Annotated in this window: 13 protein-coding genes and 1 tRNA gene; 4 read left to right on the forward strand and 10 right to left on the reverse strand. The window is 55.0% G+C overall.

Features of this window, described 5'->3' with window-relative positions; genetic code table 11:
- Positions 1–16: 16 nt before the first annotated feature.
- The 9 genes from H7F11_RS11980 to glnL form a co-directional block, all read right to left on the reverse strand.
- Positions 17–292: a hypothetical protein gene (locus H7F11_RS11980; protein WP_193649468.1), complete on the reverse strand. Its 276-nt coding sequence runs from the start codon at positions 290–292 to the stop codon at positions 17–19.
- Positions 293–302: 10 nt separating this feature from the next.
- Positions 303–614, reverse strand: coding sequence for a hypothetical protein (locus tag H7F11_RS11985; RefSeq protein ID WP_193649467.1), 312 nt, complete (start codon positions 612–614; stop codon positions 303–305).
- The gene (locus H7F11_RS11990) at positions 611–2,365 is read right to left on the reverse strand and encodes a peptidoglycan D,D-transpeptidase FtsI family protein (RefSeq protein WP_193649466.1); all 1,755 of its coding nucleotides are present in this window, start codon (positions 2,363–2,365) and stop codon (positions 611–613) included. Before H7F11_RS11990 ends, H7F11_RS11985 begins: the two co-directional genes overlap by 4 nt.
- Positions 2,362–2,559 carry a hypothetical protein gene (locus H7F11_RS11995; RefSeq protein ID WP_193649465.1) on the reverse strand — a complete coding sequence of 66 codons (198 nt, stop codon included), beginning with the start codon at positions 2,557–2,559 and terminating at the stop codon, positions 2,362–2,364. Before H7F11_RS11995 ends, H7F11_RS11990 begins: the two co-directional genes overlap by 4 nt.
- Before the next feature lie 92 nt (positions 2,560–2,651).
- A tRNA-Pro gene (locus tag H7F11_RS12000) sits at positions 2,652–2,728 on the reverse strand.
- Positions 2,729–2,738: 10 nt separating this feature from the next.
- Entirely contained in the window at positions 2,739–3,707 is a 969-nt protein-coding gene (locus tag H7F11_RS12005; protein ID WP_193649464.1) for a polyprenyl synthetase family protein, read from the reverse strand.
- 124 nt (positions 3,708–3,831) lie between these two features.
- A complete protein-coding gene (locus H7F11_RS12010; RefSeq protein WP_193649463.1) occupies positions 3,832–4,770 on the reverse strand; it encodes a hypothetical protein in 939 nt (312 codons plus the stop codon).
- Positions 4,771–4,867: 97 nt separating this feature from the next.
- Positions 4,868–6,277 carry a nitrogen regulation protein NR(I) gene (gene ntrC, locus H7F11_RS12015; protein ID WP_193649462.1) on the reverse strand — a complete coding sequence of 470 codons (1,410 nt, stop codon included), beginning with the start codon at positions 6,275–6,277 and terminating at the stop codon, positions 4,868–4,870.
- The gene (gene glnL, locus H7F11_RS12020; protein ID WP_193649461.1) at positions 6,274–7,359 is read right to left on the reverse strand and encodes a nitrogen regulation protein NR(II); all 1,086 of its coding nucleotides are present in this window, start codon (positions 7,357–7,359) and stop codon (positions 6,274–6,276) included. Before glnL ends, ntrC begins: the two co-directional genes overlap by 4 nt.
- A 347-nt stretch (positions 7,360–7,706) precedes the next feature.
- Here glnL and H7F11_RS12025 point away from each other — a divergent pair, with 347 nt between their 5' ends.
- From H7F11_RS12025 to H7F11_RS12040, 4 genes are all read left to right on the forward strand, one after another.
- Positions 7,707–8,456, forward strand: a complete 750-nt coding sequence (locus H7F11_RS12025; protein ID WP_193649460.1) for a peptidase — start codon at positions 7,707–7,709, stop codon at positions 8,454–8,456.
- 190 nt (positions 8,457–8,646) lie between these two features.
- On the forward strand, positions 8,647–10,110 hold the full coding sequence (locus tag H7F11_RS12030) for a circularly permuted type 2 ATP-grasp protein (RefSeq protein WP_193649459.1): 1,464 nt from the start codon (positions 8,647–8,649) through the stop codon (positions 10,108–10,110).
- Complete coding sequence (locus H7F11_RS12035; protein WP_193649458.1) at positions 10,095–11,081, forward strand: alpha-E domain-containing protein; 987 nt, start codon at positions 10,095–10,097, stop codon at positions 11,079–11,081. The genes H7F11_RS12030 and H7F11_RS12035 overlap by 16 nt, the downstream gene beginning before the upstream one ends.
- A gap of 32 nt (positions 11,082–11,113) precedes the next feature.
- Complete coding sequence (locus H7F11_RS12040) at positions 11,114–14,500, forward strand: DUF2126 domain-containing protein (protein WP_193649457.1); 3,387 nt, start codon at positions 11,114–11,116, stop codon at positions 14,498–14,500.
- Here H7F11_RS12040 and H7F11_RS12045 read toward each other — a convergent pair.
- The gene (locus H7F11_RS12045) at positions 14,497–15,447 is read right to left on the reverse strand and encodes a PDC sensor domain-containing protein (RefSeq protein ID WP_193649456.1); all 951 of its coding nucleotides are present in this window, start codon (positions 15,445–15,447) and stop codon (positions 14,497–14,499) included. The two genes, H7F11_RS12040 and H7F11_RS12045, sit on opposite strands and share 4 nt — an antisense overlap.
- Positions 15,448–15,707: the final 260 nt, after the last annotated feature.

A 15,707-nucleotide genomic window follows, 5' to 3' on the forward strand; every position in this document is an offset into this window, starting at 1 on the left:
TTAACTGGAAATGATTTCATTTGCGCAGGACAAAGTGCAGGACGATCCCATCCACAACAGCCGGGACCAGGGTAGCAATGACCCCGACGGCCATACTGATCCAGGGGCTGGGGGGATTGAGGGGGTCCGGCAAAATGCCGGGCCAGTGCCAGGGAAGACCCATCAATGTGTAAGCCAACATCAATCCGGGAATCAATAAAAGGCCATCTAGTGCCAGCAGCAACAAAACTGCCAGAAGCACCAGAACAACGGCGATAGCGCCTTGCAGCAGGGCTTTCAGAGTCGCGGTCATGGGGTCTGCTTTAACCACGATACACCCAGAGTTTGATGTCCTGACGCGGGATAGTCACCGCTTTGCCCTGCCGAAAGTAGAGGGTCGCATCAGACCAGAAAGCAGGGTCGGTAAATCGCGGGGTTACCCGATAGGCGCCCGGCCAATCTGGTGCGGTTACGGCTCGGTGTCCGGCCACAATAATATTTCGGGCACCGGCGGCATTCACATAAATATGGGCTACCGGGATACGCGAAACAGCAGCGAAGGCTAGAACACCCAGCAGCAAGCCGGCAATACCCAGCGCCAAAATGCTGGCGACCCATTTATCGGTTCGACTCAATTTCCGCCTCCTTCTGCCCATATTTCCGCCTGGGTAGCAGTAATGCCTTTATTCTTGGAAGCACAAGCCTTGCCACCACACCAGCGTGGAGAAATATTCAATTCTTGCAGCGCATGGCGCATGGTAACCCGAAACACCGGTGCCGATTCAACGCCGCCGAAGTTCCAGTACCGCGTGCTGCCGCGCATGGTCACGGCCATGACCAGTTTTGGAGCAAAGCCGGGGGCAAAACCCACGAAGGTCGCATTGGTCTTGTTTTTCTGGAAGCCATCCTTGCCATTGGCCATATTGGCGGTTCCGGTTTTGCCAGCCACCGCATAGCCGGGGATGGCAGCCAAAATACCGGTCCCATTGGCTGCACACACACCCTCAAGCCAGTGGCGCAAATGTGCGGCAATATTTGTCGGCATGATGCGCTGTTTTTGCACCGGCTGGCCCGCTATCAGGGTCGGTGTGACGTGATAACCGCCGTTGGCAATGGCGGCATAACCCTCGGCGAGCTGCAGGGTCGTCACCGAAACGCCATAACCCAACGCAATGGTGGCGTGGCGGGCTTTATCCCAGGTCTGAGGTTGTGGCAGGACGCCGCCAGTAGCGCCAGCGAAGCCCAGATCCGGCTCTTTCCCGAAACCCGCAGACCGATACATGTCATAAATCGCTTGGGCAGGCGTCCGCAGCGCAATTTTGGCCGCCCCGATGTCACTGGAATATTTGAGAATATGCGCCACATTCAGTTCATGATGCACCACATCATCACGAATACAAAACCCACCGACGGGCAGACAGTGAGAAACATTGAAGCTTTGGTCCGGCTGGATACTGCCGGTTTTCAGTGCTGCTGCCACCATAAAGGGTTTCATGACAGAACCCGGTTCAAAAGCCTGATGCACGGCGTTGTTGACGTAATCGGCAGGATTGCCGCAACCACTTCGGGAATTGGGGTTGCAGGAGGGTACGCTGGCCATGGCCAGAATCTGTCCATTTTCGACATTCATGACTACTGCAGAACCTTCTGTTGCCCCAAAGTGCTTCTGGGCAGCCAGCAGGGTCATGTATGCCCAGTACTGAATCTGGGGATTAATGGTCAAATGCAGATCATGACCGGGTATGGGGGCATGACGGGCACCCAGCACCCGCAGCACTTCACCTTGCCCGTCCACCAATACTTTTTCCGTGCCGGAATGACCTGCAAGCCATTGGTCATAGCCTCTTTCCAGACCGGCAGCACCATGATGATCCAGATGTACCAGGCCCAGCAGAGGCGTAGTCACAGCGCCTAGTGGATAGTAAGTGCGACTGGTTGCCTGCACGTAAATGCCCGGCACATGGAGGGCATGCAAAGCCTTGCCCATCTGCGGCTCGCCCTGACGCAAAATATAGGCAAACCCGGAACCACCGGATTGCACACGTTCCGCCAACGCCTGTGGGCTTAAATTCAGGGCAGCAGCGACCTTATCCCAATCTTTCTGGTATTGATTAAAAATTCGCGGGTCTGTCCAGATGGTGACAGCGGGGACATTGACTGCCAGTGCCGTACCATTATCGGCATAAATCACACCGCGATCAGCAGGAAGAGGACGATCCTGCATATATCGCATGCGCCCCTGATCACGCAGGGTATGATCCTGCCACCATTGCAAATCCGTGTCCCGGGTCAGCACAACGACAAAGCCAACGAAGATGATCGCCAGAATGAGCACAGCCCGCCAACGGGGCAAAATGCGATGCGACTTTGGGCGTTCTGCGGTCAATCCGGATCTCCCGCATGTAGGGTACAGCGATAATTGCCTTTGGCACTTAACATGGCGGAGTGGATGGATATATGGCGCCCGCAAACGGAGCAGCGAACCAGGGACTCCACTTCGGGATGATTTTTGGGTATGCGCTGTCGCCAGAAATAAAACAACAGACCCAGAACCCCTGCCAGTAACAACCATTTAAACATCCACAAAATCCCTGCCTGCTTCGAGCCGCAATTTTTTGGAACGCCATGAAAACACCAAAAAGGCCCGACGAAGCGGGCCTTTTCAACAATATTGGTCGGGGCGAGAGGATTCGAACCTCCGACATCCGCCTCCCGAAGGCGGCGCTCTACCAGGCTGAGCCACGCCCCGATGCTACTACCTAAAAGTCACGCCGCACCGCGAACCCGGCCAGGAATGTCAAAGCTGACTTTTCCGGACCATCGGGAAAGCTGGATAAACAGGCAACGGCCTGTTCAGCCTTTTCTGCCGCGACGCGCAAAGTGTAATCAATAGCTTCTGTTCTGGCAATGATTTCCCAGACCGCCGCAAAATCGGCCGGGTTTTCGCCATCCAAAGCTGCTCGTAAAATGGCCTGCTCAGACGGAGTAGCATGCTGCATGGCGTGAATGTAGGGTAAGGTCGCCTTGCCGTCAGCCAGATCATCTCCCCGGTTTTTACCCATTTTTTCGGCGGAGGTGGAATAATCCAGGGCGTCGTCCATCAACTGAAAAGCAATCCCGAGTAACGAACCATATTTTGCCAGTGCTGTTTCGGACTGCTGATCCAGATGATTGATCAAGGCACCAATACGCATGGCAGCCTCAAACAACTTGGCGGTTTTGGCTTCAATGACCGAAAAATAAGATGCCACACTTAAATCTGGATCGTGCGCATTTTCCAGTTGTGCTACTTCTCCCTGGGCAATGACACTGGTTGCCTCGGCCATGGTCGCCAGAATACGCATATCTCCATCTGCCACCATCATTTCAAAGGATCGGGCATAGAGAAAATCACCCACCAAAACCGCCGCCGCATTACCCCATAGCTGATTGGCGGTGGCATTGTTGCGGCGCAGCTCGGAACCATCCACCACGTCATCATGCAAGAGTGTCGCCGTGTGAATAAATTCCACCACTGCCGCCAGGGGGATTGGCCGCGCGCTGTGTTCGCCACCCATGCGCGCGGCCAGGAGCAGCACGATAGGACGCAGTCGTTTTCCACCAGCGTTAATCAAATAGGTGCCCATCGCGGGGATGGTCGGCACGCCGGAACGCAGTTGTTCCTGAATCACCTGATTCACCGCCAACATATCCGACCGCACCAGTTGGTTAACCGACTCCAGATCCATACCTTGCTGCTCCCTGTTTATTGGCATCGGCACCACTTTACACCAGAAAGTGCCAAGCTTGCGGCCGCAGGGGATTGTGGTGAGGGCGACAATAGCTTGTCAAGCACGATTCCTGCCCAACTGTTCAGACATCGGGGAGAGACTTGGGGATTTCCAGCTGTCGGGAACGGGCCAGCTGTCGCAATTCTTCCGGATCACCCTGCCAGTCTGCCAGCACCTTCCATAAGGGATGCGGCCCAAGATCCTGACCCGCCCGCAACATCCGCTCGCGCAGCGTTTTCCCGCCACCACCTACCGTCAGGAATAGCAAAATCAAGGCGTTGATGTATTCCTCAAGAAGATGCTGCTGGTGGGTAATACGCAGTAACTCGGCATAGAGGGGCAAGCGCAGTGGCTCGTGGGCAATCGCCCGCCACAATATGGCCATGCCATAATGCGGGTCACGATTGCGGGCAACCAGCGCGAGGGCCATTTCTGCGGTCATCGCTGCCTCACCGCCTTGTTCCTGCGGCATGGGAACAGTCATTCCCACTTTTTCGGCCAGCACCAGAAGTTCAAGATTGCCGGGATCCTGCTGCAAGCCGTGTTCCACCCGCTCCCGCCACCAGGTTTCATCCATGGGCACATTGCCGGATTTTTCACCCAGGCTTTCCAGCAAATCCGCATAACTGTTCATATCAGCCATGGCAATATAGGTGTCCAGTAGCTGATTAATCACCCGGGTTTCATGGGGATTCAGATCAACATACCAACGTAATACTGTCGCCGCCTGCGCATGATGCCCATATTCCAGATAAATATTCGCCTCATTGAGTAAGTCATCAATGCTGAGAGCTTCCTGCGTGGTCGCCGTCACTTTTTCAGCTTCAGGAATGGCCGTGACTTCATGCAGGGGAGCGGGAACAGTCTTGACTGGCAGAGCAGAGGCATCCCTGGAAAGATCTGGCGAAGCCGTCACAGCGCGATTCTGCAAACGTCGCCGCCGGGCGCGCAAGCGAATAGACACTTCCACCAATAACAGCAGCACAACAATCACTTCCAGGAATATCATCAAGCCTTGCATAAACACCTCAACCCCATGACCGAGCTTCCAAACATGCTATTAAACACTGCATGTTCCAGTACAATTAGTCTAAGAGTCAGAGTTCGCAAGAATATTTTTAATGATCTTCAATACCCAGTTCTTTCAGCTTGCGGGTCAGGGTATTACGTCCCCAACCCAATTTCTGGGCGGCATCCTGCTTGTGACCACGGGTATGCTGGAGTGCGGCTTCCAGCATGCAGCGCTCAAACTGGGGCTGAATTTTATCGAGCAGGGATTCTTCCCCGCTGGCGAGGCGTTGGCGCACCAGCGTGCCCAGTTGCAGCCGCCAATCCTGATGGATCGGCGCATCTGTCAGCTCCGCTAGCGGCGCCGCAACGCTCATCTCCGGCGGCAAATCGGTGATCTGCACCTCACTGGTGGGGGCCATGACGGTAACCCAGCGACAAACATTCTCAAGTTGCCGGACATTGCCCGGCCAGTGCCATTCGGTGAAAGCCATTTCGGCAGCCGGGCTCAACAGCTTGCGCTCGACATCCAGTTGCTCCGCACTGCGGCGCAGGAAATGCCGCGCCAGTCGCGGAATATCTTCGCGGCGCTCACGTAGCGGCGGCAAGTGAATATGGATGACATTCAGACGATGATAGAGATCTTCGCGAAAACTGCCGTCGCGGACCTTGGCTTCCAGGTTCTGGTGGGTGGCTGCCAGCACCCGCACATCAGCACGCAAAGGGGCATGCCCCCCCACCCGGTAAAAAGTACCATCCGAGAGCACCCGCAGCAGGCGGGTTTGCAAAGCAGCAGGCATATCCCCGATTTCATCCAGAAACAGGGTACCCCCGGAGGCTTGCTCAAAACGCCCCTGGCGGGTTTGTACCGCTCCGGTAAATGCACCCTTTTCATGTCCAAACAGTTCGGATTCCAGCAGTTCGGCGGGAATAGCGGCGGTATTGATAGCAATAAACGGCCCTCTGGCCCGTGGACTGTGACGATGCAGGGCGCTGGCCACCAGCTCTTTACCGGCTCCCGACTCACCGGTAATCAGCACATTGATCTGTGATCGGGACAGACGTCCGATGGCTCGAAACACCTCCTGCATTGCTGGCGCTTCACCAATCATTTCCGCCGGGTCCACATCCTCCGTCTGGCTACTGGCTGTCGGTTCTTCCTGACTGCCCAAAGCGCGGCGAACCAGATTGATGGCCTCGTCCATATCAAAGGGTTTGGGTAAATACTCAAAAGCCCCACTTTGGAAAGCCGAAACGGCATTATCGAGGTCCGAATGGGCCGTCATGACAATAACCGGGAGCTTGGGCCAACGCGCCTGCACTTCCCTCAGAAAAGCCAGACCGTCCAGACCGGGCATGCGTAAGTCCGTGACAATGGCATTGGGTTGATCACGGCCCAACGCCCGCAAGGCACTGTCAGCATCGGCAAAACTCCGGGAAGGAATTTCCGCCTGAGCCAGAGCTTTTTCCAGTACCCAGCGAATAGAGGGATCATCGTCAATAATCCAGACCTGTTTCATTGCGGCTCCTCACGATGTTGGCCAAGGGGCAGGGAGACCGAAAAAATGGTTTCCCCCGGTCGGGAATGACAGTGCACGACGCCACCATGTCCGCGCACCAGACCCTGGGCAATAGCCAGCCCCATCCCCATGCCTGCCGCACGACTGGTCACCAGGGGCAGAAAAATGCGGGGCAAAAGATCCTCAGCAATCCCTGGACCGCTATCGACAATATCTACCCGTAGGGCGAGGCGAAATTTCTGGTGGAGCAAGGTGACATAGCGATCCACCCTGGTCCGAATGAGGATGGTGCCGTGGCGATCCAGCGCCTGCTGGGCATTACGCAGCAAATTGAGGAAAACCTGCACCAGTTGCTCCTGATCCGCATAAACTTCCGGAATGGAAAGGTCATAATCGAAACGCAACGCAATACCTGTGGGCAGTTCGGCCTGGAGGAGACGCCGTACATGCTCCAGCACCTGATGAATATTGACGTTGGCAAAAATCGGGCGACTGCGTGGTCCCTGTAAACGATCCACCAGATGATGCAGACGGTCGACTTCATGGAGTATGACCCGGGTATAATCTTTCAATTCAGGACGTTGCAATTCTCTCTCAAGAAGTTGGGTAGCGCCGCGCAATCCACCCAGAGGATTTTTGATTTCATGGGCAAGGCCGCGTAGCATTTCCTGAGCTGCTCCGTAAATCCGATCCTGCATTTCTTCTTCTGCATGCCGTGCGGGTAGTTCCATCGGTCGCATTTCGATAATCAGATGGCCATCGGCCAAAGGCGTCACCACCAGATCCACCACCGCATGACTGCCATCATGGAGCTGCAATGACAAGGCGCGACGCAGTATGGTCCCATTCAAATCGGTGGCATCGGCAAACAGCGCAGCAAAGCGATCTTCTCCGACAATGCTGCATAAGGCTGCAACGGTTTGGCCGCGTGCCTGATGCTGACTGATGCGCAGGAGGTTTTCTGCCGCCGGATTCATAAAACGCAGCTTGTGCTGAGTGTCCAGAGTCATTACCGCTGACTCCAGGGCATCCAGTACCGCGTTTTCTGTCAATGTTGCTTTTGTGCTTTTGCGCTGCGCCATGCAAGCTCCAAATGGGTATCCGCCTCTGGAGGCGCTTTCATAAATTCATCCAAGCAAAAAACACACCAAACCAATATCTGGCAGCCGGGGAATTGCCCTGCGTACGCATACAATCCTTCAGCTGGGTACCAGCTCTAGCCAGTAGCAGCAATGTCTCGAATCAAAATGACCGCCCATCATCCAGAGCAACAGTCGCAACCAGGATAGTGCATCGGCCGCACCATAATAGTGCACAAGCTCTGACCACCACAACGCCGGAAAATCATGCTCATGGTGAACAGGCTTCCAAAACGCCAAAATATCAGCGACTATAACTACACAGCGCTGCATGCCTACAGGGATAATTCATGACTTACTGCCTCACTGCCCACGTTTCTGGGGGGCTGATTTTCTGTTCTGACTCCCGCACCAATGCAGGCACAGACAATGTCAGTATTTACTCAAAAATGCATAATTATTGCTGGCCGGGTGATCGCTTTCTCTGCCTGCTTTCGGCTGGAAATCTGGCCACTACCCAGGGAGTCGTTAAACGCCTGCAGCAGGATATGGACCAGAACGCCGAAGTCCATCTTTTGAACCTTTCCGGTATGGCAGAAGCTGCAGATTATATTGGCCTGATAAACGCCGAAATCCAGCGTAATCAGGTCAGCCGTGATACGGCCAACACCAATTTTGAGGCCACTTTCATTTTGGGTGGTCAGATCGGCAGCGAAGTACCTGTCACCTACATGATTTACCCGCAGGGAAATTACATTCACGAATCGGCAGATCATCCCTTTTTACAAATCGGCGAAATCAAATACGGCAAACCCATACTCGACCGCGTGATCAAACCGGAACTGTCCCTGGAAGCCGCCGCCCGCTGCGCGCTGGTTTCGATGAATTCCACCATGCGCAGTAATGTTACGGTCGGCCCGCCGGTTGAGTTACTCATCTATGAAACCAATACACTGCAAATGGGACGATACCTTTCACTGACCGAAGAAGACCGCTTTTACCGGACTCTTGGTGAACGCTGGAGTCAGGGACTTTTGCAGGCATTGGACGGTCTTCCTCCTTTTGACTGGGAAACTCCGACAACCATGCCACCGTTGTGAAGTAAAGGCACATAAACATACGGAGTAGTTCTGCACTTTAATGGTGCAATATGCACCAATATGATACAATTGCGGCCTTGGCGTGACGGTTTGTTGCCTCCACAAACCGACCAGCCTGACTGGCACGCACTTTGCTTCATTCATTGTACTAAAACTTGGGCGAGAATCTTGCGACGAGGAGATAAAGCAGATGGACTGGCTCAGAACCCATTATCAACAGCAGATCACCCATGACGAACTGGTAGATGAAAATGCCCGACCGCGCCGGGCGGCTGCACCCCTGTTCAATTATCTGAACACCCTGGACAGCAGCGAGTTGCAGGCGCGTCGTCAGGCTGCAGACGCCTCCATTCTCGCCATGGGAATCACTTTTACGGTATACAGTGAAGCGGGCAATATTGATCGTGCCTGGCCTTTTGACATTATCCCGAGAATTCTTTCCAGCAGCGAATGGACACGCATTGAAGAGGGACTCAAACAGCGCCTGCAGGCACTCAACCTGTTCATTGATGATCTTTACAATGATCAGCGCATTGTCGCTGATGGCGTTTTTCCGGCCGAAGTGTTGGAAGGTTCGCGCAATTTTCGGGAAGCCTGTCGGGGCATTCATCCCCCCTTCGGCGTCTGGGCACACATCTGCGGAAGTGATCTGGTGCGCGATGCGGACGGCACCATTTATGTGCTGGAAGATAACCTCCGGGTACCTTCGGGCGTTTCTTACATGCTTGAAAACCGCCAGATCATGAAGCGGCTTTTCCCGGAGTTGTTCAAATCATCCATTATCCGGCCCGTGGACGACTACCCCAATCGCCTGTACGAAACCTTGGCGGCCTTGTCTCCGCGCCCGGAAGAAAAGCCCGTGCTCGCAGTACTTACCCCTGGCATCTACAATTCCGCTTATTTTGAACATAGTTATTTAGCCCAGCAGATGGGCGCTTATCTTGCTGAGGGCCCGGATTTTTACGTCAGCAAGGAAGATATTGTTTATTTACGTACCATTTCCGGATTACAACGCGTCGATGTCATTTACCGCCGTATTGATGATGACTACCTGGACCCCGAAGTTTTTTTTCCGGATTCCGTGCTCGGTATCCCCGGACTACTCCGCGCCTGGCGACGCGGGAATGTGGCCATTGCCAACGCGCCTGGTGCCGGAGTAGCCGATGACAAGGTCGTGTACGCCTTTGTTCCGGAAATCATTCGTTACTATCTGGATGCCGAACCCATTATTCCCAATGTTCCGACTTATTTGTGCATGCGCGATGCAGATCGGGATTATGTCCTCAGCCATCTTGCCGAACTGGTGGTTAAGCCGGCCAACGAGTCCGGGGGTTATGGCATGCTGATCGGCCCCCGCGCCAGCCAGGCTGAACGCGACCGTTTTGCCGAACTGATTCAGGCCAATCCACGCAACTATATTGCCCAGCCGACCCTGAATATTTCCACAGCACCCACTCTGGTAGATGATCATCTGGAGGCACGACACCTCGACCTGCGCCCTTTTATTTTGCAGGCGGATAAACTGTATGTAACCACTGGGGGATTGACCCGGGTGGCGATGCAGCCGGGCTCACTGGTAGTGAATAGCTCACAGGGTGGCGGCAGCAAAGACACCTGGATTGTTGATGAGGAGGCACCATGCTTTCCCGAGTAGCTGAAAATCTGTACTGGATGGCACGCTATCTGGAGCGCACGGAAGACGTAGCCCGTCTGATTAATGCCACCACCCTGATGCTGCTGGATCTGCCCCCTGGAGCTTATTTTGGCTGGGATATCCTGTTGCAGGTCACCGGTGACGCGACGCTATACGCAGAGCTTTATGGTGCCCCCGAAGAAAACCGCATCATGCGTTTTTTGATTGCCGACGAGCGCAATCCGAATTCGGTCATGGCTGCCATTCATCAGGCTCGGGAAAACTGCCGGACGTTTCGCGACTTACTGCCTGGCGAGTTCTGGGAACGCCTCAACACCCTGTTTCTGTACGTTCGCGATCAGGCGGTTTCCGGAGCAGATAGCCGTCATGCCCGTTACGCTTTTCTCAACGAAGTCATTGCCCGACGCCACGCCCTGGTAGGCCTGCTGATCAGCAGCATGAGTCAGGATAATGTTTACCAGTTCATCAAGTTGGGACGCAATATGGAACGGGCGGACATGACCACGCGCATTGTCGATGTCACCAGCGCCGTGATTTTACCTCAGGATCTGGGGCTGCAGAAAACGGCGGGCAGCAGCTTGTGGATTGGGGTTCTGAAGTCACTCAGTGCCTTTGAAATGTACCGACGCCATATTTCCGTGCGGGTGCGCAGTAATCAGGTAGTGGATTATCTGCTCAAGGACGGCAAATTCCCGCGCAGCATGAAATACTGCCTGGGAGAAATGGAAGTGGCATTAGCCTATCTGCCCAATGCCGGAACCCCTGCGGAGGCCGTCCGCCGGGCCCGGCGACGCCTGGATCAGCTGAAATTGAGCGACCTCCGCCCGGACCTGCTCCATGAATATCTGGATCAGGCCCAGAGGGATCTCGCCATGGTCCATCGGACCATTCAGGGTACCTATTTCGCCAGGGAAGATAGTGGTTCGGAAAATGCTCTGAATGGACTCCACTTGCAGATTGCACAAGCTTAAGTCCCACAGCATTTCACCACCGAGGATAATTTATGGGTATTCATGTCGTTCTGCGTCATCAGACCGAGTATGACTTTGATCGTTTGGTGGAAATCCACCCTCACGTACTGCGCCTGCGGCCGGCGCCGCACTGTCGCACCCCGATTCTTGCGTATTCGCTGGAAGTCAGCCCCGAAAAACATTTCCTCAACTGGCAGCAGGATCCCTTCGGGAATTATCAGGCCCGTCTGGTTTTTCCTGAACGCGCCAAGTCCCTCAAATTCAGCATCGAAGTCATCGCCGATCTGAGCGTGATTGACCCTTTCGATTTTTTTATTGAAGAGCAGGCAGAACGCTGGCCCTTCCGTTACGAACCCGCATTATATAAAGAGCTGGCCCCCTATCTGGAAAAAGAAAAAGCCGGGCGCCTACTGCAACAAATGTTGCTGGGCATCATCAAACGCAAACAGCGGACCATTGATTTTCTGGTTGGCATCAATCAGCAGCTACAAAGTGCCATCGCTTACACCCTGCGCATGGAGGTCGGCGTCCAGACTCCCGAAGAAACCCTGAAAAAAGCCAGCGGTTCCTGTCGGGACAGCGCCTGGCTGCTGGTACAGTTGTTACGACATCTGGGTCTCGCGGCCCGCTTTGTTTCCGGCTATCTGGTTCAGTTGGTGGCCGATCAGGCACCTCTCGAAGGTCCCTCCGGCCCCGCCCAGGATTTCACTGACCTGCACGCCTGGGTGGAAGTGTACATCCCCGGAGCAGGCTGGATTGGCATGGACCCGACCTCCGGTCTGTTTGCCAGTGAAGGGCATATTCCACTGGCCTGTACGCCGCATTACCAAAGTGCCGCACCGATCAGCGGTGCCACTGGAAAATGTGAGGTTACCTTTCATTTTTCCAACCAGGTCACCCGGCTGCCGGAAATACCCCGGGTCACCAAACCCTATACCGAGAGCCAGTGGGAAGAAGTCATGGTGCTTGGGCGCATTGTCGATGACCGCCTGCAGGCGGCAGATGTCCGTCTGACCATGGGCGGGGAGCCCACTTTTGTGGCTACGGAAGCGGTGGATGATCCACAATGGAATCTGGAGGCACTGGGCAAACACAAACGCGAACGCGCTGAAATCCTTTCGGAACGCCTGCGTAAGCATTTTGCACAAGGGGCTTTGCGGCATACGGGTGAAGGTAAATGGTATCCGGGCGAACCCCTGCCCAGATGGGCCTTGGGCTTATACTGGCGCAAAGATGGCCTGCCGGTGTGGCAAAATCCGGCATTGCTAGCGGATCCACGCAAGGATTACGGCTGGAAACCGGAAGATCTCCATCATTTCGCCTGTCAGCTCTGCGAACAATTGCAGGTAGACAGCACCCGGCTCATTCCTGCCTATGAAGATGCCTGGCATGTCCTTCATCAAGAGGGACGGGTTCCGGTCAACATTGACCTCAGTACCCATCGCCTTGATGATCCTCTGGAGCGTCAGACCCTCATCGAAAAGCTTCAGGCCGGTCTGGACCGCCCCGTGGGTTGGGTTCTGCCTTTGGCCTGGGAATGGAATCAGCAATGCTGGTACTCCGCAACCTGGGTATTTCGCAGCGGACGCCTGATTCTCATTCCTGGCGACTCAGCTCTGGGTATGCGCCTGCCCCTGGATAGCCTGCCGTGGATGGTCGATCCGCACAAAAAATGGCAGCCGGAAACGGACCCCTTCGCGCCCTTACCGCCCCTACCGGATATGCATGTCAAGCCGACGCCGGAGAGCAGCCATAAATCCCAAACAGCGAAAAGCCAGGCCAGCAACAAAGCTCCCAGCTGGGAGGAAATTCCCCACACAGCAGTCACCCTGGAGATCCGCAAAGGCTGTCTGTATTGCTTTTTCCCACCCCTGCAGGTGACTGAGCATTATCTGCGGCTACTCAGCGCGCTTGAAGCCACTGCGGCCGCCCTGAAAATGCCGGTCGTCATTGAAGGTTATGCGCCGCCCAGTGATCCTCGCCTGGAAAAACTGCTGGTCACACCGGACCCCGGTGTTATTGAGGTGAACATTCACCCCTCTTCCAGCTGGCCGGAAATGGTCGAAAAAACCAAGCTACTTTACGAAGAAGCCCATGCCTGTCGCCTGACCGCCGAAAAGTTCATGCTGGACGGCCGCCACACCGGTACCGGCGGCGGCAATCACATGACGCTGGGCGGCGCTACCCCCGGCGACAGTCCTTTCCTGCGCCGTCCGGATTTGTTGCAAAGTCTCATTACCTATTGGCAGCATCATCCAGCTCTCTCCTATTTTTTCAGCGGGATGTTTATTGGCCCGACCAGCCAGTCACCCCGGGTGGACGAAGCCCGTCATGAAGCACTTTATGAACTGGAAATTGCCTTTACCCAGGTACCTCCAGGCAATGTCGTGCAACCCTGGCTGGTGGATCGCCTGTTTCGTAATCTTCTGGTCGACATTACCGGAAATACTCATCGCGCAGAAATCTGCATTGACAAACTCTACTCTCCAACCGGTTCCGCCGGACGCCAGGGACTGGTAGAACTGCGTGCCTTTGAAATGCCGCCCCATGCGCGCATGAGTCTGGTCCAGCAGTTGCTGGTCCGCAGTCTGATTTTACGCTTTTGGGAAGATCCTTATCGTCATGCCCTGATTCGCTGGGGAACGACGCTGCATGATCGCTTCATGCTGCCCCACTATGTTTGGGAAGATTTGCGCGAGGTCTGTACGGACCTGCAAAACCACGGGATCCTCTTTCAACTGGAATGGCTGACACCCTTTTCGGAATTTCGCTTTCCAGAGCATGGTCATGTGCAGATTGGTGATGTACAAATAGAACTGCGTGCTGCCATTGAGCCCTGGCATGTTCTCGGTGAGGAGGTCACCGGAAGTGGTACCGCCCGCTACGTGGATTCGTCCATTGAACGCCTGCAGGTCAAGGTCACGGGAATGACTCCCGGACGACATATACTGGCCTGTAATGGACGGCGTGTTCCGCTGCAGACAACCCGAGCCCCGGATACCCAGGTGGCAGGGGTGCGTTATCGTGCCTGGCAGCCGCCATCTGCCCTGCACCCGACCATTCCGGTGCATTCCCCACTGACCTTCGATCTGATCGACACCTGGAATGGACGCAGCATCGGCGGCTGTACCTACCATGTCATGCATCCGGGTGGACGCAATTCGGAAGTATTCCCCGTCAATGCCTGGGAAGCCGAGGCCCGGCGCCAATCCCGTTTTACCACGACCGGTCACAGCCAACCCGAACCGACGCCTTCTGCACCCTCTATCATGGGAGGTAAGGCGCTCCCCAGTGAGGGGCGTTTCGTCGCCAGAGGCAGCGGTGAATACCCCTGGCAAGCACCCTATGATGAAGAACAACCGGATTATCCGCATACTCTGGATCTGCGCATGAGCAGATCCCCAAAACCGGGGTCCTAACCCGCATCGTGACGCTGATCACGATGCTGTGACAGGAGCACTTCTGCCTGGCCACCCAAATATACATATACGCCCAGAGCCACCAGCAGCAATGCAGCAGCTACCAGCAGCAGTTCAGCCAACCAGAGATTCTGGGGGGCATCCAGAGCAAATTTGAACACCAGCATCAGGCCTTCGATGGACACCGCAATCAGGATGGCCGCAATGAATCGGGTCAAAGTGCGTCGCGTAGTACTATGACGACGAATATCTTTGCGCAGCAGGACTTCCTCTTCAAAAATGGTTTTGGACAGATCAAATACGGCCAGCGCCAGGGTAAACAAAATGGTCGCCTGAAAGGGCGCCGTAAAGTCCCCTGGCGCGGCAACAGCCGACCAGACCTGTTTCAGGCTGACGAGCGCATGAAAACCCAGAGCGGCGCTGACTGCCAGCAGGCCAGTCGAAAACAGGGTATAAATGGCCTTGAAATAGGGTTCGAAGCCCCGCCGGATATCATCTTCTTCGAGCAGGGCGAGGGCTCTATCCAGCTCGCTATCAGCCACCAGCATGCCCAGCAGTTGCCCCTTTTCATCACGAATAGGCGCTGCAGCCGTCACACAAATATGACCATTGGCCGAAGATAAATAGGGTTCGGTCAGGACTGGAGACAACGCATTGAGGGCCAGACGGTAATAAGGTCGATGGCTGCGATCCACGCCATCCCCATCCTCTTTACCAGCAGCACGGCGCCGGGAAGCAGCCACATTATCCCCAATTTGCCGACCCTCCGCATCCAGGAGGTAGCACAAATCCAGAAAAGGGTGGCGATTAATGAGACAACTCAGCTTTTTCCGTTGTTCATCCGCATGCTGCTGCAACAATGCAGGACTGGCGAGGGCATCAACGACGCCCCCAAGCAGTGCGGCAAGATCCTTGCGTACCTCGCGAAAATGCTCGAAGCGATTCATGACTCACCCCCAACAGGTCGCTCGTGGCGTCTATGTGCAAATTGATCAGATCATGACCCATGGATAGTGCAGCAAGGGGCGTGCCATAGCCTCAACACCTTTTATGCTTCTAAGAATCTACTCACCCAAAAGCGGGAATCGGCATTTCGCAAAAAAGATGGCACGCTTCCTGCTAAACATATCCTGATCATGGTCATCTGATCACTCCTCCTCAAGTGGCTTCCAGGGCGGTCCTCCCGCCCTTTTTTTTGTTCAAAGCT

It is taken from the genome of Acidithiobacillus sp. HP-2 (assembly GCF_015100155.1).
GTDB lineage: Bacteria > Pseudomonadota > Gammaproteobacteria > Acidithiobacillales > Acidithiobacillaceae > Acidithiobacillus.